Below are 21,407 nucleotides of genomic sequence, written 5' to 3' on the forward strand. Positions count from 1 at the left end.
TAGTTGAATTCGATGTATAATACTCGCTGAACGATCAAGCCTGGATAGAGCAAAAAATGGTTCTGTGGTAAGAAAACTGGCGGGATATAGTCGTCTTGACGGTGAACCTGCTGTAAAAGCGATGAATCAGATGTACATGGCTAATCGATTATTTATTAACTTCTTTCAGCCATCGTTCAAGCTTCTGGAGACACAACGTATTGGCGGGAAAACGGTTCGCAGGTTCATCGCTCAGGGTATCCACCAGGAGGGCTATTTTTTCCAGAGGCGGTCGAACTCCGCCTTCGCAAAATAAGCTGAGGCCTGTCGCAGGATATCATTGCTGCGCCGTAGCTCGCGGTTCTCCCGCTCCAGCTCTTTCAGACGCTGACGCTCAGTGGTGGTGAGGCCACCATCACCGCCACCGGCATCACGTTCATACTGACGCAGCCAGATACGCAGGGTCTCGGGCGTACAGCCGATTTTAGGGGCGATGGAACTGATGGCCGCCCACTGCGAGTCATAGTCATTCTGGCTTTCAATAACCATACGAACGGCCCGCTGACGAATCTCAGGGGAAAAGCGAGTATTTTTAGTCATCCTGTTTACCTCTCTCAAGGAGTTTAGTCTCCAGGATTCCCGGGGCGGTTCACTCTGACATATCAGTAGTCACAAACCCGTTAGCGCGTTCATTATCGGTCTGCAGATTCTTTGTGTGGTAACGCTCAAGCAGCGCCTTAACCAGTGGAATCTCTTCTGTGGTAGCTAATCTGATTTCAAACTTTTCATGTGATGCGTACATTTTCACCTCTCAGAGCTGAGCAACAGATTTAAACAACAGCGTTAGCATCATCACGCCCACTGTAAAATACAGAACCTTTTTGATTATCGCGCCATCGGTCTTAATCGCGTGCAGAGAGCCAATATGATTACCGACCAGACTACCAATAATCATAGGGATGCCAATTAGGTAAGCCATTTTACCGGCAAGCGCAAACGCAACAAACGCTCCGATGTTTGAGGAGAAGTTAAACATTTTGCTCGTGGCTGATGCCTGCAACATGCCGAAGCGGTTGATTACCGTCAGCGCGATGATAAACAGGCTCCCCGTACCTGGACCAAAAAAACCATCGTAGAAGCCAACAACCAGACACACAGCAGTAATGGCCATAATGCCCGTTTTAACCTCATCAGAGGCTCCCTGTTTAAGTTTTCCTTTCAGGGTGGCCGCAAGCAATCCAATCGGTAAAAGCGCCGCTATGACGATTGAGAGCGTTTCAACAGGTATCAACAGGATAACTTTTGCGCCAATGTATGCGCCTACCAGTCCCGCAAAAATTCCGGCCGGTACAACGCGCCAGATCACCGATTTGTTTTTCACAAAATTTTTGATGGCCGCAATCGTGCCAATGGTACTTACTAACTTTTCCTGCCCGAGCGCCAACTGGGGCGGCAAGCCAGTAAGGATGAATGCAGGGATAAGAATCAGCCCCGCACCGCCGGCCACCGCATCAATGTAACCTGCCACAAACGACGCCAGCACGAGCAGCAGCACGCCGATAAGCAGATACTCAGCTATAACACTTCCTGCAATAAAATCCGTTGTGTTCAGCAGTTCCATTTTTACCTCAAAGAGTGCGTAAATTATGCTCGCAAGCCGCTGCATCAAGAAGCTGGCTATCGAGTGGTTTTGTCATCATGCCAAAGACGCGTAGCAACCAACGATCAGTTCAAAGCGTCGGTGAGCAGAACTGGATGAGCAAATGCCGGTAGCATTGAGGGCATTCCATTGGCACCCCGTCCTAAGCACAAAGAAAATGGCGTTCATCGCGGCACGATTATCCACCCGCTTGCGATGCCTCCCCAAGGGGTGGTTGGTTTTGTGTTCTGGAAGCAATGGTTCCATTTTTGCCCAGAGCTCATCACTAATCAGCCAGTTATCGCCCGCCATCCGCCCCTCAGAAATTGTCACACAACACTATTTTTGTCTGACAACTCCTTTTGGGATAGGTTCTAAGTATTGTGATAACGTTTCAGTGCCTCTGCCGAAATTCCCAGTTGCCCTGCAACGGACTCCAAAGTATCTCCTCTTTTTACCTGATATGTAAATATGCTGATATTCATTTGTTCACGTCTAGGAATTTCAAACTTTTTGAGGCCGCATAAATTAAGACAGTACACCGGCACCACTTTTCCTTCTTCATCACGGACGGCCGTTGTAGCCGTCCCAGTATGTTGCGATGGCACCCTGTTTCAGAATGTCGCTGCGTTTCCCAGGCTGGTCGGCGTCATAGTCCCGGTTAATGAACGTCGTTTTTTGTGCGCCGGGTGCAAAAGGGCCGTCGTCGCTGCTGAAGCTGTTCACCCGCTGCTGCGCCTGTGCCGTGGTCAGGCCTGTGGCCCGGTCCTGTTTCCCCATTTCGTAAAACTGGCTGAGAAACGCCGACATCAGACGGATGTTATCGCCTGTTAACGGTTTTGTGTTGGGGTCAAAGTGTGCCCGTTCTATCTTGTATGCCAGGTGTCGGGCATTTTTCTCGACGCTGGTCTGATTACCTGAACAGGCGACCAGAAATAAAGGTATGAAGAATACTAACGGTAAAAGACGAACCTGAGGCATGGTGAACATTCCCTGTGAGCATAAAAGAACGCCATAATAATTTGAGATTTAAGCGGAAGTAAATCACCGGAAATAATGCTTTTGTTATCCTTTTTCTGTCAAATCCTATGCTATTCAGTTGCACGCATAGCCATGCATCCGGGTAAAATTTATCCGGCGCGTTTCCGGGGGCGTTGCGGGTGGTTTGTTGCCTGTTTAATCCCGTTGGCCCCGGAAACGCCGCCAGTCGTTTTTAGCTGTTATTGCAAGTTTAAAATGTCACCCGATCCTCCAAAGTAGAAATGTCACTTTCATGCATTTCATCAATGTCCTTCAGTGATTAGATTCTGTATTATGAACGACTTACCAGTTTATTAAGGAAAGATAAATGGCTGATATTGCATCTATTACAGCAGGGTTAAACGCGGTTAAACTTGCCTTTAATATCGCAAAAGATCTAAAGGAGGCTACTGCAGCATTTAATGAAGCAGAATTTCGCTTAAAACTTAGTGAGTTATATTTGAATCTTAGTGATGCCAGGATGAACCTTGCTGAAGCACAGCAAGAAATAAACTCTCTACAGGCAGAGGTTTCGTCTCTCAAGGCTCAATTGAATACCGTAGATGAATTAGTATTCAGGGACGGATTTTACTACCGGGTAACACCAGTAGACGGGAAGCCTAATGGCCCATTTTGCCCTAAATGTTATGAGGGTAATCCTAAGAAATTGTCCTCTGTCATGGCCGCGACAGGAATACACTCCCATTTTGGCCGTCAGTATTGCCACGCTTGCCAGAGTCACTTCTGATATGTAAGAAAGTGGAAGGGACGGGCTAACGTTTCAGGCTGGCTCTGAACTCTTCCGGGTTCATCAGTACCGGATTGATAGCCCGCAGTTGCTCTTGGATTCTGGCCTGAGCCCGGCGTTTCGGCATACTGAACCGCCCCGGTTTTGTGGGAGAGAGTTTAGTCCGGGAACTCAGGCTGCCAGAGCCTTTTCTCCGATGGAAGCATAATACGCTTTTTCTGCTTCAGCAGGTGGTATGTGGCCGAGTCGCCCAAGCAGCCGACGATTGTTGTACCAGTCCACCCATGTCAGCGTCGCCAGCTCAACCTCTGTACGGTTTTTCCAGCTCTGTCGGTGTATCACCTCCGCTTTGTACAGGCCATTGATGCTCTCCGCCATTGCATTGTCGTAGGAGTCCCCCGTGCTGCCCGTTGAGGCCAGCAGTTCCGCCTCCTGTAGCCGCTGCGTGTACGCCAGCGACACATATTGCGATCCCTTATCGCTGTGATGGATTGTGCCTGACGGACGACGGGCCCACAGCGCCTGCTCCAGCGCATCCAGCACGAATGTCGTCTCCATCGAGGATGACACCTGCCAGCCCACGATGACGCCGGCGAACACATCGATGATGAACGCCACGTACGCGAAGCCCTGCCAGGTGCTGGCATACGTAAAATCTGCCACCCAAAGCTGGTTGGGACGGGCAGCGACGAACTGGCGATTGACCCTGTCATGAGCGGCCTGCGTTTTACGACCGACTGTCGTGCGCACTTTTTTACCACGGAGCACACCGGCCAGCCCCATAGCCTTCATCAGCCGCGCGATGGTGCATCTGGCCACGCTGAAGCCTTCCCGCTGCAACTGACGCCAGACCTTGCGAACACCATAGACGCTGTAGTTTTCGTCGTACACGCGCTGTATCTCCACTTTCAGCTGGTCGTCACGTTGCTGCCGCAGGCTACGCTTCTCCGGATGCTGACGCTGCTCCTGGTGCCGGTAATATGTCGACGGGGCGATATCCAGCTCATGGCATACCGGTCCGACCCCGTGGCTCCTGCTGAGGGTATCCAGCAGCGGTATTATTTTTTCCACAGACGGTCGAACTCCGCCTTCGCAAAATAAGCGGAAGCCTGCCGCAGGATATCGTTGCTGCGCCGCAGTTCCCGGACTTCCCGCTCCAGCTCCTTGAGACGTTCGCGCTCAGTGAACCGCCCCGGTTTTCCGGGAGAGTATTTTGGTTGAAAAGGAAAATAAAAAACGAAGCTAAAAATCCACTTCTTTATCGATAACATTCAATGTGATATCTGAATGAGCCGGGACTTTTGGAGGAATTGAGCGCGGAACCCCTAAATCAGAACTGGTGCGTCATTTTTCGGACGCCGGCAGGCTGCTGGCACCGGTCACGTTCGTGGTGGCCGGTAAACACAAACCGGTACATGACATCCTGTCCTCTTTCGGACTGCTGTCTGAGGCGGCAGAGCCGGACCTCATTACTCTGAAACCTTCTTCTGATGATGTCTGAGGCGCTCCCGGGCTTTTTTAACCGACATCAGTGAGCGTCCGGGAAAGAGACGGGCAAGCCTGGACTGCTCCAGATGCAGGTTTGCTTTCAGCAGGGCAAGCTCTTCCGGCTGCCACATCCGCTGTCGTCCCTGGAGACCATCCCCGCAAAAGGTCAGGCCCCGCTCGTGGGCTTTAATTTTGACCGCCTCCGGTGTGCGCCCCGGGAGTCTGCGCGAAACGGCGGTACCCTCTGTAGTATAGTAGGCTTTCAGAATGCGCAATTCTTCCCGGCTCCAGCTGCGTGCGCTGGTGACCCCGAGGGCGGCCGCCATGGCGAAAATGGTACTGCGCGTGCGTCCGGGCAGAAGGGGCATCACCCGGGTGATACCTTCTCCCCGCGCGTAGTGGGTGCGGATAATATCCTTCTCTTCTTCTGTCCAGGGGGCAGAGCCTTTCCTGCTGCATCCCAGATGACCGGCTACCGTGCGGACGCTGGTCACCGGGCGGCCCAGATGCTCCGCAATCACTCTGGCCCTGACCGTCCCGTAGTGCTGCTCCACGTAACGCATCTCAGCCAGCGTCCAGCGCTGACGGCGGTTTCGTTCCTTTCCTGGGCTCATTTTTACATTCTTCCTGAAGTATGCGTGAATCAAAGGGATATATAAATAAAATAATTGGTCGCGTTGTCTAAAATGCAATGGTTATTTTTATGTAAATAAATGAGCAATAAGAAGGAATATTGATTGTGGTGCCCGGGACCATGAAGGGATATGATTTTTAACGAGTTATTGACGAATCTGATGTGACCTGTCGTTCTGTATTTTCCTCAGGCAGCCTGTGCACATTTCAGATTATTTTTTTTTGTCTGAAAGACAGGAGACCTTATGAGTAATTCCTTTCAGAGCGAAATTCCTAAAGCGCGTATTAATCTAAAATTAGATCTGCATACGGGGGGAGCGAGCAAGAAAACGGAGCTCCCCCTGAAATTACTGGTGGCGGGCGACTTCAGTAATGGTCAGGAATCTGCCCCTCTGTCTGAGCGCAAAAAAGTTGATTTGAATAAAAATAATTTCGACTCAGTGTTGTCCGAATATTCCCCAAAAATCAGTCTGACCGTTAAAAACACGCTTGCTGATGATGGTAGCGAAGACAACATCAGCCTGACCTTCCGGAGCATGAAAGATTTTGAACCAGAACAGGTCGCACGTCAAATTCCTCAGATGAAAGCGATGCTGTCCATGCGCAATCTGCTTCGCGATTTAAAAGCGAACCTCCTGGACAATCAGGCCTTCCGCAGGGAGCTGGAAAAAATTCTCCTCGACCCGGCGTTAAGCGCAGAACTCAGAGCCGAGCTTTCAGCTCTGGCGCCTGAGCAGCCATAACGGTCACGATGATTTAACGGATTAAAAAGGAAGATGCTGATGTCTGTAAAAAATGAGAATACGACTGGTGGCGAAAGCGTGTTACTGGAACGTCCTGCTGCGGGTGGGGTTTATGCATCCCTGTTTGAAAAAATCAACCTGAACCCGGTCTCTGAGCTGAGTGCGCTGGATATCTGGCAGGACGCACAGGCGATGTCGGATGCGACTGCGGATGAACGTTTAACGGCGGGGATGCAGGTCTTTCTGGAGTGTCTGACCAAATCAGGCTCCAGAGTTGAGAAGCTGGACCGTAACCTCCTCGACCACCATATCGCTGAGCTGGACTACCAGATTAGCCGTCAGCTGGATGCGGTAATGCACAGCGAAGAATTCCAGGCGGTGGAGAGCCTGTGGCGCGGCGTGAAATCCCTGGTCGACAAAACCGATTTCCGTCAGAACGTGAAGGTTGAGCTGCTGGATATGTCAAAAGAAGACCTGCGTCAGGACTTCGAAGACAGTCCGGAAATCATCCAGAGCGGACTGTATAAACACACATATATCGATGAGTACGACACCCCGGGCGGTGAGCCGATTGCCGCGCTGATTTCTGCCTACGAGTTTGATGCGTCTGCGCAGGATGTTGCTCTGCTGCGCAACATTTCAAAAGTGTCTGCCGCAGCGCATATGCCGTTTATCGGCTCTGCCGGCCCGAAATTCTTCCTCAAGGACTCAATGGAAGAAGTGGCAGCCATCAAGGATATCGGTAATTACTTTGACCGTGCGGAGTACATCAAGTGGAAATCCTTCCGCGAGACGGACGATGCCCGCTATATCGGTCTGGTAATGCCACGCGTGCTGGGTCGCCTGCCGTATGGTCCGGACACCGTCCCGGTTCGTAGCTTCAACTACGTGGAAGAAGTGAAGGGCCCGGATCACGATAAATACCTGTGGACTAACGCCTCGTTTGCGTTCGCTTCTAACATGGTTCGCAGCTTCATCAACAACGGCTGGTGTGTACAAATTCGTGGCCCGCAGGCCGGTGGTGCCGTGCAGGACCTGCCTATCCATCTGTACGATCTGGGTACCGGCAATCAGGTGAAGATCCCGTCAGAAGTGATGATCCCGGAAACCCGTGAGTTTGAGTTTGCGAACCTGGGCTTTATTCCACTAAGTTACTATAAAAACAGAGATTACTCCTGTTTCTTCAGCGCTAACTCCACCCAGAAGCCGGCACTGTATGACACCGCGGATGCCACGGCCAACAGCCGTATCAACGCGCGTCTGCCGTATATCTTCCTGCTGTCCCGTATCGCTCACTACCTGAAGCTGATTCAGCGTGAAAACATCGGCACCACCAAGGACCGTCGCCTGCTGGAGCTTGAGCTCAACACCTGGGTGCGCAGTCTGGTGACCGAAATGACCGATCCGGGCGACGAGCTGCAGGCTTCTCACCCGCTGCGCGACGCGAAGGTGGTGGTGGAAGACATCGAAGACAATCCGGGTTTCTTCCGCGTGCAGCTCTTTGCCGTGCCGCATTTCCAGGTGGAAGGGATGGACGTCAACCTGTCGCTGGTTTCCCAGATGCCGAAAGCCAAATCGTAAGGCGAGGGGAAATCAGGGATGAAAATTTACCGCCCACTTTGGGAGGATGGGGCCGCTCTGGCCCCGCAACAGTTCCAGCAGCAGGCCCGCTGGAGTGAACACGTTGCCGACATGGTCGCCCGGATGGGTATTTCTCATCCCTGGGGCGTGGTTGTGGCAGAATTTGATGACGCCGCACTGGCGCTCTCGCGCCTGAACGCAACCCGTCTGGTGGTGCGCTTTCAGGATGGTACCCTTGTGGATACCGACCTGGCAGACACGCTTCCTCCGGTCTGTGATTTATCAGTTGCCGCCGGCAGTGAAGCGGTTGATGTGGTTGTCGCGCTGCCGCTGCTCAGTGCCAGCGGCGGCAACCTGGATAATGGCCAGGACAGTGAACGTCCGCGTCGCTGGAAAGCGGAACGTGTGGTGGTGCAGGAACTGGCCGGGCATGAAAGCGGGGAACTCGCGATCCTGCATCATGCGCTGACCCTGCGTCTGTCCAGCCAGGAAAACACGGCATACCTGACCTGCCCGGTAGCCCGTCTGGTGCGTAATGCACAGGGGCAGTGGAGCCGGGACCCGGCCTTTATACCGCCAATGCTTTCCGTTTCTGCAAGCCCGTCGCTGACCACTGAACTGAGTGACCTGCTGGTTCGTCTGCAGGCCCGCCGCCGTCGCCTGATGGCCATGCGTCGTGAAAGCAATGAGCGGATGGCAGACTTTGCTGTCGCGGATGTCTCCCTGTTCTGGCTGCTGAATGCCCTGAACAGCGCTGAACCGGTGCTGACAGAACTGCTACAGACACCCGATCGTCACCCGGAAATCCTGTATCGCGAACTGACCCGTCTTGCCGGCAGTCTGCTGACGTTCTCTCTGGAGCATGACGCCGGGGACATTCCGGCTTACCTGCATGATGCCCCTGAACAGGTATTCCCGCCGTTGCTGGCACTGCTGGACAAACTACTGGAAGCCAGTCTGCCATCGCGCGTGGTCAGCATTCAACTGGAGCATCACGACCAAATCTGGAAAGGTGCCCTGCACGATGCGCGCCTGCGCGAAGGGGCAGACTTCTGGCTCTCGGTACGCTCCTCCATGCCGAACCATGAACTTCAGACGAAATTCCCGCAGCTGTGTAAGGCGGGCAGTTTTGAGGATGTTTCGGAGGTGGTGAATGTGGCTCTGAGTGGGATGACCCTCAAACCTGTCAGTCATGTTCCGGCAGCCATTCCTCTACGTCTTGAGAACCAGTATTTCTCGCTGGATCTGAGTAGTGAGGCGGCTCGCGCAATGCTTGAAATGGGCAGCTGCACCTTCTACACCCCACGCTCACTGGGGGATGTGAGTCTTGAACTCTTTGCGGTGCTGCGCTCATGAATAAATCCGAACTCAGTCAGATTGAACGTATTTTCTACCCTGGCTGGCTGATGGCCAGTCAGCTGCGGGGCGGTCAGGAAGTCCGGGACGGGGAGGGGCTCTATCGCCGGGCCTGTCGTCTGGTGCAGGAGGCAAAAGGGGCGCTTACGGAGGCAGGTTACAGCGACATCAGTCGTGACCATATGGTGTATGCCCTGTGTGCACTGCTTGATGAAAGCGTGATGAACCGGGGAACCACCGATGATGGTTACCTGACCTGGCGCCGTGATCCGCTGCAGGCACACTTCTTTGGCACCCTCAATGCCGGCGAAGAGCTGTGGGAGCGGATCCGCAACCTTCTGAAAGAAACTGCTCCTGACGCCGCTGTCCTGACCTGCATGTACCGGGCCCTGCAGCTGGGGTTTGTGGGGCAATATCGCGCCCAGGATGATGAGCACCGGGAAGATATCGTTCGTGCGCTCGCGGAACGGGTGCCGGCCTTTACGCTTGCCCAGGACGCTCCCATTGTTGCCCGGGCATCACGTCTGCGCAGCGGCCGTTGCTGGTACTGGCTGAGCTGGGTCGTGGCCGCTGTCGCCCTGGTGGCACTATGGTTTTTCCTTTCATCTTCGCTTTCCGACCTGGTAAGCCAGACCATCAGGCCGGGGTAAGCGATGCGGGATGCGTACCGAAGTCTGTTAACTGCCCTGGGGGCCGTGCTGGCACTGTGGCTCATTCTGGGATTCTGGCCTCTGTCCACGGGTAGCCGTGTGGCACTCAGTCTGCTGGTTGTTCTGGTGTCCGGGATGATGTTCTGGCGTCAGCGACGGGCTGCGCAGGTGCATGCGACCGCTGTCCGGGAAATTGTGGATGAAAACCTGCCGTCGGAAGATTTTCAGGGGGCGGTGATCCTCGTTTGTGGCGACAACGCTCCGTTGTTTGTCTCCGGTTCCCTTCACCTGGAAACCCGGCAGGGCTGGTATCTGTGGGTGAAGGATGCGGAACAGCTTCCCCTCCTGGCACAGCACATGAGCCTGATGCGCCCGGCCCTGGTATCGCAAATCTCCGTCATGCTGGCGGTGGTACCTGAGCAGTATAAATCCGGCGATGATTTTACCCAGTCTCTGCGGGGCTGGCAGCGTGCTGTCGTCCAGTGCCGCGCAGCATTTGGCACGATCCCACCGCTGTGGACCGTGACCTGGGTATCGCCTCCTGTGGCCTGCGCGGAAGCTGAACCCGTCTGGTTTACCACGGTCAGCCCGCGAAGCGGCATTCAGGTGTATCAGCCCGGTCAGGGCAATATGTCACTGACAGAGTGGACCCGGGATAGTGGATCTGACGGGTGTCTTTCGCGCCTGAGTCAGGGGCTGTGGCTGGACAGCCTGCTTGCCTGGCAGAACAGCGCAGTCAATGACCTGCTGTCGGTGCGCCAGTGCGAACTGCCGGTGATGAAGCCCTGTGTGCAGGGCATTTGCATGGTGCCGGTGAGCGGTATCGAGGGCAATCTCTGGCAGCAGTACATCACCACCGTGACGGCGCTGCCACCGGATGCCGTTGTGAGCACCGAACCACTACCGTTGCCTGAACTGCTGCTGCCGGCGCTGCCGCGCCGACGGGGCGTCAGCCGCAGAATGATATTCTGGCGTTACGCCGGGTTACTGGGCGGGATTTTCCTGGCACTTGCCATGCTGGCGTCCTGGATGAACAACCAGCGTCTCATTCGTAATGTTGGCGATCACCTTGCGTTATATCACCAGCTGACGGGCAAGCCTGTTGCCCCTAAACTGCGCGCACAGCAGCGCCTCAGAGCCGATGGCGCATTGCTGGACGACTGGGCGCGTCGCGGGGAGCCACTGCGTTATCGCCTGGGGCTGTATCAGGGGTTGCGCCTGGCACCTCCTGTTGAGGCCGCCGTCAGCGACTGGGCCCCTCCGCCACCGGTCATCAGGAAAATCATTCAGGGCCCGAAAACCATCCGTCTCGACAGTATGTCGCTGTTTGATTCGGGCAAATCGGTGCTGAAAGCCGGCTCGACCAGAATGCTGGTCAATTCTCTGGTCGGCGTGAAGGCGAAGCCGGGCTGGCTGATTGTCGTGTCCGGGCATACCGATAACACCGGCAATCCGCAACTGAACCAGACGTTGTCCCTGAAACGTGCCGAAGCGGTGCGCAACTGGATGCGTGATACCGGTGACGTGCCGGAAAGCTGTTTTGCGGTTCAGGGCTATGGCGAGAGCCGTCCGATCGCAACCAATGACACCCCGGATGGGCGCGCGCTCAACCGCCGTGTCGAAATCAGTCTGGTACCGCAGGCGAATGCCTGCCAGATACCGGGCCAACCCTCAGCGTCATCGCAGGATGATGGCGCATCACAACACAATGGAGAGTAATTCCATGGCAATTCCTGTTTATCTCTGGCTGAAAGACGACGGCGGCGCGGACATTAAAGGTTCTGTTGACGTTCAGGATCGTGAAGGCAGCATCGAAGTGGTGGCGCAGAAGCATAACCTGTACATCCCGACCGATAACAACACCGGCAAGCTGACCGGTACTCGTATCCACACGCCGTTCCTGTTTACCAAGGAAATCGACTCGTCCAGCCCGTACCTGTACAAGGCTGTGACCACCGGTCAGACCCTGAAGTCTGCGGAATTCAGGTGGTACAAAATCAACGACGCGGGCCAGGAAGTTGAATACTTCAACACTAAGCTTGAGAACGTAAAAGTGGTGAAAGTAAATCCGGTGATGCACGACGTCAAGGATCCTTCTTTCGAGAAGCACAACCACCTCGAGCAGATCGAGCTGCGTTACGAAAAAATCACCTGGACCTACAAGGACGGCAACATCATTCATTCCGATTCCTGGAACGAACGCGCCACCGCGTAAGTCACAAGCGGACAGACCCCTCTGTCCGCTTTTTTGTCTTTGCTGAACGTCTGCCCGTCCGGGCGTTGAGCAAAGAAACCCACAATCTGCCAGCCCGACCGTATGCGCTTTGGTCTCCTTCACGGGAAACAGCGAGGGGCGGTAGCGTGTCCAGGAACCGACAAAGAGAGAGAGTCATGGAAAATCCAGCCATCCTGCTGCGACGTCTGAACCCTTACTGTGCCCGTGCGATGGAAGGGGCCGCGTCACTCTGTCAGACCCGCGCCCATGCGGAAATTTTGCCGGAGCACTGGCTGCTGAAGCTGCTCGAACAGGGGGAAGGTGACCTGACGGTGCTGGCACGCCGCTACGAGTGGGATATGGATGCGCTGTGGCAGGATTTGCTCAGCTGGCTGGATTCACTTCCCCGCTCTGTTCGCCGTCGCCCGCAGCTTTCAGACAGCATTCAGACGCTAATGCAGGAAGCCTGGATGCAGGCCTCACTTGCCGGAGAGGACAGTATCCGCAGCGTACACCTGCTGATGGCGCTGACGGAAAACCCACGACTCCCTCACTGCGACGGCCTGTGGCCACTGCTGACGCTCGGGATGAGCCAGCTGTCCCGCCTGCGCCCGTTACTGGATGCGCAGTCTGACGAGCGCCCGGAAGTGCAGCACGAAGAAGAGCTGGCGCTGAATCACGGTGGTGACGTGGAGTTTGTTGACCGCCCGGTCGGTGCAGAGCTGAAAGAGGGCGAACTGACCCCGGCGCTGCAGAACGCGCTGGATAAATTCACCCTCGACGTTACGGCCAAAGCGAAAGAGGGCAGGATTGACCCGGTATTCGGCCGTGATAATGAAATCCGCCAGATGGTGGACATTCTCTCGCGTCGCCGTAAAAATAACCCAATCCTTGTCGGTGAACCCGGCGTGGGTAAAACCGCGCTGGTTGAAGGCCTGGCGCTGCGTATTGCAGAGGGCAACGTGCCTGAATCGCTCAGGCCAGTCATCCTGCGTACCCTTGACCTCGGCCTGTTGCAGGCGGGCGCAGGTGTGAAAGGCGAGTTCGAACAGCGCCTGAAAAACGTCATCGACGCGGTGCAGCAGTCACCGGTGCCGATTTTACTGTTTATCGACGAAGCCCACACCATTATCGGGGCTGGCAATCAGGCGGGTGGCGCGGATGCGGCCAACCTGCTGAAACCGGCGCTGGCGCGCGGCGAACTGCGCACCATTGCCGCGACGACCTGGTCTGAATACAAGCAGTATTTTGAGCGTGACGCCGCGCTGGAGCGCCGCTTCCAGATGGTGAAGGTGGACGAGCCGGACGATGAGACGGCGTGCCTGATGCTCAGAGGCCTGAAATCCCGCTACGCCGAACACCACAACGTGCATATTACTGACGATGCGGTCAAAGCCGCTGTCACCCTGTCGCGCCGCTACCTGACGGGCCGCCAGCTGCCGGACAAGGCCGTTGATTTGCTGGATACCGCCGCCGCGCGCGTGCGTATGAGCCTTGATACGGTGCCGGAACAGATTGTGCGCCTGAAAGCACAATTGACCGCGCTGGAACTGGAAGAACAGGCGCTGCTGGAAGATATCGCCGCCGGCAGCAACCGCCATGGTGACCGCCTGGGTGCCATTGAGCAGCAGCGGACTGAACTGGAAGCGCGTATTGCGGAGCAGGAAGCGCGTTTCAGCAACGAAAAAGCGCTGGCGCAGCAGCTGATGGCCAGCCGCCAGGACATCAGCAATCAGGCTGAGATTTCCGGCCTGCAGCAGCAGCTCGAACAGGCACAGCAGGGAGACGTGCTGGTTCAGGTGGATGTGGACACCCGCACGGTTGCCAACGTGATTGCCGACTGGACGGGCGTGCCGCTCTCTTCCCTGATGAAAGATGAGCAGACTGAGCTGCTGACCCTGGAAAGTGAAATCGGCCAGCGTGTCGTCGGGCAGAATGTGTCCCTTGAGGCTATCGCCCGGCGCCTGCGCGCGGCGAAGACCGGGCTGACGTCCGGGAATGGTCCGCAGGGCGTGTTCCTGCTGGTTGGCCCGAGCGGCACCGGTAAGACCGAAACCGCGCTGGCGCTGGCGGACGTGCTGTACGGCGGTGAGAAGTCACTCATCATCATCAACCTGTCGGAGTACCAGGAGCCGCACACGGTGTCGCAGCTGAAAGGCTCGCCGCCGGGCTACGTCGGCTACGGTCAGGGCGGCATTCTCACCGAAGCGGTGCGCAAACGCCCTTACAGCGTGGTGCTGCTGGATGAAGTGGAGAAAGCGCACCGCGACGTGATGAACCTGTTCTACCAGGTCTTCGACCGCGGCTTTATGCGCGACGGTGAAGGGCGTGAAATCGACTTCCGCAACACCGTTATCCTGATGACCTCCAACCTCGGCAGCGACCACCTGATGCAGCTGCTTGACGAACAGCCGGAGGCCAGCGAAGCCGACCTGCACGAACTGCTGCGCCCGATATTGCGCGACCACTTCCAGCCGGCGCTGCTGGCGCGTTTCCAGACCGTGATTTACCGTCCTCTGGCGGAAGCGGCTATGCGCACCATCGTGGAGATGAAACTCGCACAGGTCAGCAGGCGACTGAACCGTCACTACGGCCTGACCACGCAGATAGATGAGAGCCTGTATGACGCGCTGACCGCCGCCTGCCTGCTGCCGGATACCGGTGCGCGCAATGTCGACAGCCTGCTCAGCCAGCAAATTCTGCCGGTGCTGAGTCAGCAGCTGCTGATCCACATGGCCGCGAAACAAAAACCACGCTCCCTGACGCTCGGCTGGAATGATGAAGAAGGGATTGTACTGGCGTTTAATGAGGCGCACGGAGGCTGAAATGCAGATTTGCATGATGGATTACGGCAACCTGTCGGCGGATGGCAAAACGGCGTACCTGAAATGCTACGGCATCGGGACGTTTGAAGTGCTGTCGGGGACTGAGCGCTATATCAATAACCCTGACTGTGCCGACCATGAGAAAGCGGCTATTCCCCCCGGTACATGCTGGGTGACCGACAGGCCCGCCGGCAGTCTCTACAACCGGGTTCGTGCAGAAGTGATCGATGCGCGGCATGGTCACCGGAATCATCATTCTGAATGGTTTGTCCTGTTCAGCGATAAAACCAAAAAAGACAGCCTGAATGTGAACGGTCTCAACCGGATCGGTTTTCGTCTTCACCCCCTGAACAGCGATGGTACCGGCGTCTCCCGGGGCTGTATCACCCTGAGACGCTACAGCGATTTTCAGCATCTGCGCCGCCTGTTACCGAACCGGGGGGGGCTTTCCGGTGCCGGGGTGCAACGGCCTGATGACCCGGGCCCGTATTGATGTGTGTGGTAACCCTGATTTCAGCCAGTGCGAGGCAGAGGTCAGGGAAAAGGAAGACGCTGACAGGCATCGTGCACAACAGGCCCTGAAGAAACGCACGGAGAGCGCAGAATGAAAATCCTGCTCGTACTGGTCCTGGCGTTGCTCGGGTCGTTCTTCCTTCCCGATGGCAGTCTTGGCGATTTTGTCATTAACCATCTTCCGGTGTCGGGTGACGGTGAAGAGGGGATGGATAATCTTGCGATGACGGTCATCCTGATAAAAGCCCTGCTGAGCGGTGTCGGAGCATATCTCCTGCTGACCCTGCTCCACTGGCTGCGCAATCGTCTGAATAAATAGTCCGTTTTCTTCTTCTCTGACCGATGCTGGCCCGCGCCAGCCCTGACGGAATAACCGAATACACAATGGAGTCAACGCCATGAGCCTGACGGATACCCTGAACACGATGGTGGCCACCGTCACCGGAAAAGCCCTGAATCGCTACCGCCTCGATATCCCTTCCTGCACGGCCGATATCGACGTGGAGGACTTCAGTGGTTCAGAAGCGATGAGCAAGCTTTACAGCTACACCATCAACTTCACCAGTGCCGACAAGAACATTGATGCCCGCCAGATGCTGAGCAAGCCGGCGACCCTGACCATGGGCGCGGGCAATTTGCTTTCCCTGACGGAGCGCAAGGTGGTTCACGGGGTGGTGACCCGTTTCGAGCGTACCGGTGGCTCCGCGGATGAAGCGAAGTACTGCATCGTGCTGGAGCCGTTTCTGGCGTTGCTGGGGAATCAGTTCCGCACTCATCGCTTTTTCGTCAACAAGTCGGTGCCGGAAGTGGTTGCAGAGGTGCTCACGGAGCATGGCCTGAAAGGATGGGAGTTTGAGTTTACCCTCAAAGCCGACTATCCGAAGCGTGAGCAGATTAACCAGTATCAGGAAAACGACCTCGCCTTCATCGAACGCCTGCTGGCGGAGGTGGGTATTTTTTATTTCTTCACCCTGCAGCCTGACACCCAGACCGAAGTGGTGCACTTTGCGGACAAGCAGAGCGCGTGGACGTTTGGTAAAAAACTCCCGCTGAACAGCCCGTCAGGGGCGAATGACAATGCGGCCGACTCGGTGTGGGACGTGCACGTGCGGCATAACGTCGTGGAGCGCTCGGTCACCGCCAGCGATTACAACCACCGCGAAGCCCAGAACGTCCTGACGTCCGTGCCGGCGGACATGACCCGCGGGGACGGGGAAGGGAACACCTACGGCGATGTTTACCATTATCGCCCGCGTCACCCTGAACGTGGCGACAAAATTAACCCCGCAGCGGAAACAGGTAACTTCTGGGCGCGCCTGGAGCATGAACGCTACCTTTCCACCCAGACCACTGTAACTGGCAGCAGTACCGACCATACCCTGGGTCCGGCCCAGGTGCTGACCATTACCGAAACTGCTATCCCGCCGACGCTGCCGCGAGAAACCGAAAACGGTCTTGTCATCATCAGCGCGGGGTACTCCGCCAGCCGTCAGAACGCGCTGAAGGTGGAATGGGCGGCTATGCCGTACTACGAGAACCGCTGCTGGCGTCCAGCCGCGAAAAAGCGTCCGGTGGTCAGCGGCACCCTGATGGCGCGTGTCACCAGTGCCAGAGATAACGACATCTACGCCTGGCAGGATGCATCCGGCATGTACCGGGTGAAATTTGATGCCGACCGTGATGACAAAAAGCAGGGCATGGAAAGCATGCCGGTGCGCTTTGCCAAACCTTACGGAGGTGACAAGTACGGCTTCCACTTTCCGCTGATACAGGGTACTGAAGTCGCCATTGCGTTCCATGAGGGTGACCCGGACAGGCCGTATATAGCCCATGCCCTCCACGACTCCCGCCACGTCGACCATGTTACGGAGGCCAACAGCACGCGCAATGTTATCCGCACAGCTGGCCTGAACAAACTGAGGATGGAGGACAAGCGCGGCGAAGAGCACATTAAGCTCAGTACCGAATACGGGGGTAAGACCCAACTGAATTTAGGGCACAACGTCAATGCTTCCAGGGTTCTTCGTGGTGAAGGGGCAGAGTTGCGCACTAACGACTGGGTCAGCATTCGTGGTGGTAAGGGCATTCTGCTTACTGCAGATGCTCAGCCTGACGTCGGCAGTAAAATGCTTGAAATGGACAGGGCTGTAGAACAACTGGAGCAGGCACTCACGCTGGCAAGAAGCCTCCAGGCAGCGGCGAAAGGAGCGAAGGCAACGGTATCCGATATCGACAGCCAAAAGACGCTTAACAGTTCACTGAAATATCTGAAAATGCCAGGAATGCTGGCCAGTGCACCTGCTGGTATAGGTATTCTGAGTCCTGAGGCTGTCCGGCTTGCTTCAGGCGGAGCAAGTATAGGCCTCATGTCAGGTAAAAACACGGATATCAGCACCGGGCAATCGTTCACTGTAGCGGCAAGCGAGGCTGTAAGTTTGTTTGCACAGGCTGCAGGAATGAAAATGTATGCAGGGGCAGGTAAGGTTGATATTCAGGCTCAAGCTGATGCCATGAATGTCTCAGCATTAATGGACATCACTGTCGCCAGTGGTCAGGGGAGCGTGAAGGTAAATGCCAGCAAGGAACTGATTTTAAGTTGCGGTGGTGCTTATATAAAGCTTAGCGGCGGGAATATTGAACTGGGATGTCCGGGGAATATTTTGCTGAAAGCGGCCAATGTTAATCAGACGGGCCCCGCCAGCTTAGATACACCACCAGTGACTTTCCCAAAAGGGTACAGTGAAGGGTTTATCACAACATCATCTGCCAGCGGAGCAGTAAAGCCTTTCACCACATATAAAATTACAACGGCTGAAGGGGAGGTTTATGAGGGCATTTCCGGTGCAGAAGGAGAGACTTCTCCAGTATTTACGTCTATGCCATCGCAGTTAAAAATCGAATATCCGCGAAATATTGCCGATAGCCAGGAGGGCGAATAAAATGACTACAGCTGTATCCTCACTCTGCCGTAAAAACCCCCATGCTCCATGCGAAGAGCAGATGCCATATTGGGTAGAAATTCAGCTTGTAGATGAACAGAATGCTCCTGTCGCGAATATGCCATGGACTGTGGAAAGTGCCCATCCGGTTTCCGGGCTAGTAGAGGGATTCACTTATTCTGGTCACAGCGATGCAGACGGGCTAATCAGGGTCGACATGCCGCACGGTCTGGAGCTGAGACTGACTTTAGACAGTAATCAGCTGGTAACGGAAATGGAAAAACGCGCCTTGCGTGTTAGCAGGGATGCGGAAAATGATTCTGTTGTTCGTCCTGGGGCAGAAGGGAAGGACTATATCTGGCACTATGCGGTAGTGGGAGAGCTCTGCCAGAGTTCCCCAAACCTGGAATTAAGATCCGGAGAAATGTTGCCCGCATATCACTTCCCTGCAAAAACAGCATTTAAGGGAATTAAAATCCGTACAAATGAACTTGAAAAACGCCATGTGATTGAAATATGCCCCTTCAGGGCCTGGGAGCTTGTTCTGCATCATCAAAAGGATTATTCCATTGCGAATGGAATTAACCTTGGGGCAGCAGCAACGCTTGCTTATGCAGATGACAGCACTCTGGATACGGTTTCAATCACGCGCTTTTTTATTAACCAGTGTCAGGATCTTTCCCGCTTGCCTCAGCTTTATAAAGACGGCTCTGCATGGAATACTCTGGTACAGGATATTCCCTTCAGCGATCGGTATTATCCCCCCGTGTTTATGGATACCTCACGGGATACTTCGCCTAAGGTGGATAAGAAGGATTCACAGGCAACAGCACAGACAGGGGGCGATACTGCTGCAACCGAGGCAGATGGAGATACGCAGCTTTATTATGTTTATAACGCGAATAAGGTGATCGTTGCCTGGCGCGGAACGGCCAGCTTGTTTGATGTGGGGACGGATCTTGCGTTCAGGCCGGTAAGTTCTGAAGTCTGTGATAAAGATAAAACGCAATGTACTGGCTTACTACCTGCTGGAAAAGTGCATACCGGGTTCTGGAGTGGTTATAGTCGCGTTGATAAGAAATTTAAAGAGGAAGTCGAAACATTAAAAGATCTGCTGGCAAATCTTAAGTTGTTTATCTGTGGGCATAGTTTAGGTGGCGCACTGGCATTAATTCATGCAGCAAAACTGAAGGACTATAACCCGATACTTTACACCTATGGAATGCCGCGAACTTTTACCCGCGATGCCGTAATGCAATTATCGGAGATTACCCATTTCCGCCATGTTAATGATAACGATCCGATTCCAGCCGTACCTGCGGAGGCCAATCTGGATAATGAACTATACAAACTCTGGGGATGGCTTGGCGGTACACTGGGCTTTTTCTGGTCAGTGGGTGAACTTCTCGCTTACCAGATGGTTGCCTGGGGAGACTGCTTCTGGCACCACGGTAATACGGTGGCCTTTCTCACCGTCACCCAGAGCAGGGAGTGGAAAGAGTGTAAGAGAGACCTGCCAACGCCGGCAGGGTGTATTCCTATCAGAAGTTCACTTCCTCTTAAGGCTAAGCTTTACCTGGTGCCTGCGCTGGCGGAACAGGAGATGCAGCAGGCTGGCCAGCAGCAAAAAGAGTTTAAAGCGTCATTAACGCAGGTAGATCTAAATGACTTTTTCCCCAGAGGCAGTAATCCGGACAGAGGCGTAAATTTAAATTTTTTTGATCACTTTACGACCTCATACATGCCCTATATGTATAACAAAGTGTTAGAACTTATTGATAATGCCGGGATAGTGGAAAAGCGTACCTTTACTGAGCATCGTTATAACGTTGATTCATTCAGGGAGCAGATGGAAGAAAATAAAAATGCCATACCAGAGAAAGAGTTAGCAAGAAATAACATCTTTCTGGGTATAGAAGGGCTGCTTGGCGTATCGCTTTCCCCTACGTTGTCCATGCCGTCTGGCAACGATACGCTTTTGCGGTTTGCTCAATACGGAGAAGAGGTGATGGAAAATGTATAATCAAGCAAAAATTATTCTGCTTTCCCTGGTGTTGTTTTCCTCGGCGGGTTGCAGCATAAGTCGGGCCGTAAATAAAACGTTATCTCCACCGGCAGATACAAAATGGGTCAATATTGAAGTAAAAAATCCGTCTCAGTATACGAAACCGTTTCCGCTTGAGGTCAGATACATCTCGTATGAATGCATGAAAAAGAGAATCAGTGGATTTGATGGCTCAGTTATCACGGAGCCAAGCTATAACGTTATTGGTATCCCCATGCAGCAAGAGGGCGGGGATATCTGGAAAGCAAAAGTTGCTATGACTGGCGGTGGCTCGTGTAAATGGACCCTGAGTGCGGTCAATTTAGGTATCGAGTATATAGACGCAACACACCTTGGCAAAGATCTTGTACCCGGTACAGCGGTAGGTGTGACGCTTGCTTTTGATAATGATGCTTCGCGTAATGGCCAATTCACCTTCTCTACAGGTGACTTAAATATTTCACCTAAATATTATCCATATATTCGAGAAAGGAAAATAGCAGAGAAAACAAAATCACTTTCTCTGTTAGGGAAAAACAATTTCCTTTCTTATAGAGTGTCTGAATTTAGTAATATTTATTTTCACCCTGAAATTGATGAGATGAAAGTTGTTAAGTATATAGAGCCAGAAAAAAAAATCGATGGTGTGTACTCCAAGATAATTTATCCGGACGGAAGTGTTGCTCCTGAAAAAACTCTCTTCCCTGATTTTGATAAAGTTGACAAGATGAAAATCAATTGATTGTTTTTTATCGAGAGTGAAATATGGCAAAAGGTCTGGTTTTACTTGGTGACAATACGTCTCAAGGTGGAAAAGTGATCTCCGCCTCTTCCAGTATTACTGTCGACGGGAAAAAAGCCGCGTTAGTGGGTGATATGGTCAGCTGCCCGGTAGAAGGGCATGGAACTAATCCTATCGTGGAAGGATCACCGCACCGGACATTTAACGGTCGGGCTGTTGTCGTCGATGGCTGCAAATGTCAGTGCGGTTGTACCGTAATTTCAAGTGCTCAGAACAGCACAGTAGGATAATC

At 54.1% G+C, this 21,407-nt stretch carries 17 protein-coding genes, 3 pseudogenes and 2 other annotated features; of the genes and pseudogenes, 14 read left to right on the forward strand and 6 right to left on the reverse strand.

What is annotated here, in order from left to right; translation table 11 throughout:
- Window positions 1-201 precede the first annotated feature (201 nt).
- Window positions 202-298: a sequence feature (AL1L pseudoknot), on the reverse strand.
- The 4 genes and pseudogenes from KGP22_RS22445 to KGP22_RS22465 all read right to left on the reverse strand — a co-directional run.
- Window positions 233-579 (reverse strand): annotated as a pseudogene (locus KGP22_RS22445) (transposase); the annotation flags it as partial. Its footprint overlaps the feature before it by 66 nt.
- A gap of 211 nt (window positions 580-790) precedes the next feature.
- Window positions 791-1,600 carry a TSUP family transporter gene (locus tag KGP22_RS22450; RefSeq protein ID WP_223582620.1) on the reverse strand — a complete coding sequence of 270 codons (810 nt, stop codon included), beginning with the start codon at window positions 1,598-1,600 and terminating at the stop codon, window positions 791-793.
- Window positions 1,601-1,708: 108 nt separating this feature from the next.
- Window positions 1,709-1,930, reverse strand: a pseudogene (locus KGP22_RS22455) (transposase); the annotation flags it as partial.
- A gap of 252 nt (window positions 1,931-2,182) precedes the next feature.
- On the reverse strand, window positions 2,183-2,599 hold the full coding sequence (locus KGP22_RS22465) for an Exc2 family lipoprotein (protein WP_223582624.1): 417 nt from the start codon (window positions 2,597-2,599) through the stop codon (window positions 2,183-2,185).
- A gap of 367 nt (window positions 2,600-2,966) precedes the next feature.
- Here KGP22_RS22465 and KGP22_RS22470 point away from each other — a divergent pair, with 367 nt between their 5' ends.
- Window positions 2,967-3,386 carry a hypothetical protein gene (locus KGP22_RS22470; protein ID WP_223582626.1) on the forward strand — a complete coding sequence of 140 codons (420 nt, stop codon included), beginning with the start codon at window positions 2,967-2,969 and terminating at the stop codon, window positions 3,384-3,386.
- Window positions 3,387-3,557: 171 nt separating this feature from the next.
- Here the strand turns inward: KGP22_RS22470 and KGP22_RS22475 are convergent.
- Window positions 3,558-4,570: pseudogene (locus KGP22_RS22475) on the reverse strand (IS3 family transposase); the annotation flags it as partial.
- Window positions 4,374-4,490 (reverse strand) — a sequence feature (AL1L pseudoknot). (Overlaps the previous pseudogene by 117 nt.)
- A gap of 285 nt (window positions 4,571-4,855) precedes the next feature.
- Window positions 4,856-5,488 (reverse strand): hypothetical protein, encoded by a 633-nt coding sequence (locus tag KGP22_RS22480; RefSeq protein ID WP_223540680.1) that lies wholly within the window; start codon window positions 5,486-5,488, stop codon window positions 4,856-4,858.
- 264 nt (window positions 5,489-5,752) lie between these two features.
- Between KGP22_RS22480 and tssB the strand changes: the two genes are divergently transcribed.
- The 13 genes from tssB to KGP22_RS22545 all read left to right on the forward strand — a co-directional run bounded on the left by tssB (window position 5,753) and on the right by KGP22_RS22545 (window position 21,405).
- Complete coding sequence (tssB, locus tag KGP22_RS22485; RefSeq protein ID WP_223582636.1) at window positions 5,753-6,250, forward strand: type VI secretion system contractile sheath small subunit; 498 nt, start codon at window positions 5,753-5,755, stop codon at window positions 6,248-6,250.
- A gap of 33 nt (window positions 6,251-6,283) precedes the next feature.
- Window positions 6,284-7,831 carry a type VI secretion system contractile sheath large subunit gene (gene tssC, locus KGP22_RS22490; protein ID WP_123061175.1) on the forward strand — a complete coding sequence of 516 codons (1,548 nt, stop codon included), beginning with the start codon at window positions 6,284-6,286 and terminating at the stop codon, window positions 7,829-7,831.
- Window positions 7,832-7,849: 18 nt separating this feature from the next.
- A complete protein-coding gene (gene tssK / locus KGP22_RS22495) occupies window positions 7,850-9,187 on the forward strand; it encodes a type VI secretion system baseplate subunit TssK (RefSeq protein ID WP_223582644.1) in 1,338 nt (445 codons plus the stop codon).
- Window positions 9,184-9,837 carry a type VI secretion system protein TssL, short form gene (gene tssL, locus KGP22_RS22500; RefSeq protein WP_223582645.1) on the forward strand — a complete coding sequence of 218 codons (654 nt, stop codon included), beginning with the start codon at window positions 9,184-9,186 and terminating at the stop codon, window positions 9,835-9,837. The genes tssK and tssL overlap by 4 nt, the downstream gene beginning before the upstream one ends.
- Window positions 9,838-9,840: 3 nt before the next feature.
- Entirely contained in the window at window positions 9,841-11,556 is a 1,716-nt protein-coding gene (locus KGP22_RS22505) for an OmpA family protein (RefSeq protein ID WP_223582646.1), read from the forward strand.
- Between the two features lie 4 nt (window positions 11,557-11,560).
- Complete coding sequence (gene hcp, locus KGP22_RS22510) at window positions 11,561-12,052, forward strand: type VI secretion system effector Hcp (protein WP_123061171.1); 492 nt, start codon at window positions 11,561-11,563, stop codon at window positions 12,050-12,052.
- 176 nt (window positions 12,053-12,228) lie between these two features.
- On the forward strand, window positions 12,229-14,877 hold the full coding sequence (gene tssH / locus KGP22_RS22515) for a type VI secretion system ATPase TssH (protein WP_223582647.1): 2,649 nt from the start codon (window positions 12,229-12,231) through the stop codon (window positions 14,875-14,877).
- A gap of 1 nt (window position 14,878) precedes the next feature.
- Window positions 14,879-15,370: a DUF2778 domain-containing protein gene (locus KGP22_RS22520; RefSeq protein ID WP_223582648.1), complete on the forward strand. Its 492-nt coding sequence runs from the start codon at window positions 14,879-14,881 to the stop codon at window positions 15,368-15,370.
- A gap of 111 nt (window positions 15,371-15,481) precedes the next feature.
- Window positions 15,482-15,709, forward strand: coding sequence for a hypothetical protein (locus KGP22_RS22525; protein ID WP_223582649.1), 228 nt, complete (start codon window positions 15,482-15,484; stop codon window positions 15,707-15,709).
- A 79-nt stretch (window positions 15,710-15,788) separates the two neighbouring features.
- Entirely contained in the window at window positions 15,789-18,329 is a 2,541-nt protein-coding gene (gene vgrG / locus KGP22_RS22530) for a type VI secretion system Vgr family protein (protein ID WP_223582650.1), read from the forward strand.
- 1 nt (window position 18,330) lies between these two features.
- The gene (locus KGP22_RS22535; RefSeq protein ID WP_223582651.1) at window positions 18,331-20,352 is read left to right on the forward strand and encodes a lipase family protein; all 2,022 of its coding nucleotides are present in this window, start codon (window positions 18,331-18,333) and stop codon (window positions 20,350-20,352) included.
- Entirely contained in the window at window positions 20,345-21,115 is a 771-nt protein-coding gene (locus KGP22_RS22540) for a hypothetical protein (RefSeq protein ID WP_223582653.1), read from the forward strand. The genes KGP22_RS22535 and KGP22_RS22540 overlap by 8 nt, the downstream gene beginning before the upstream one ends.
- 23 nt (window positions 21,116-21,138) lie before the next feature.
- Window positions 21,139-21,405 carry a PAAR domain-containing protein gene (locus KGP22_RS22545; RefSeq protein WP_223582655.1) on the forward strand — a complete coding sequence of 89 codons (267 nt, stop codon included), beginning with the start codon at window positions 21,139-21,141 and terminating at the stop codon, window positions 21,403-21,405.
- The last annotated feature ends 2 nt before the right edge of the window (window positions 21,406-21,407 follow it).

The organism is Enterobacter sp. JBIWA005, assembly GCF_019968805.1.
Classification (GTDB): Bacteria; Pseudomonadota; Gammaproteobacteria; order Enterobacterales; family Enterobacteriaceae; genus Enterobacter; species Enterobacter vonholyi.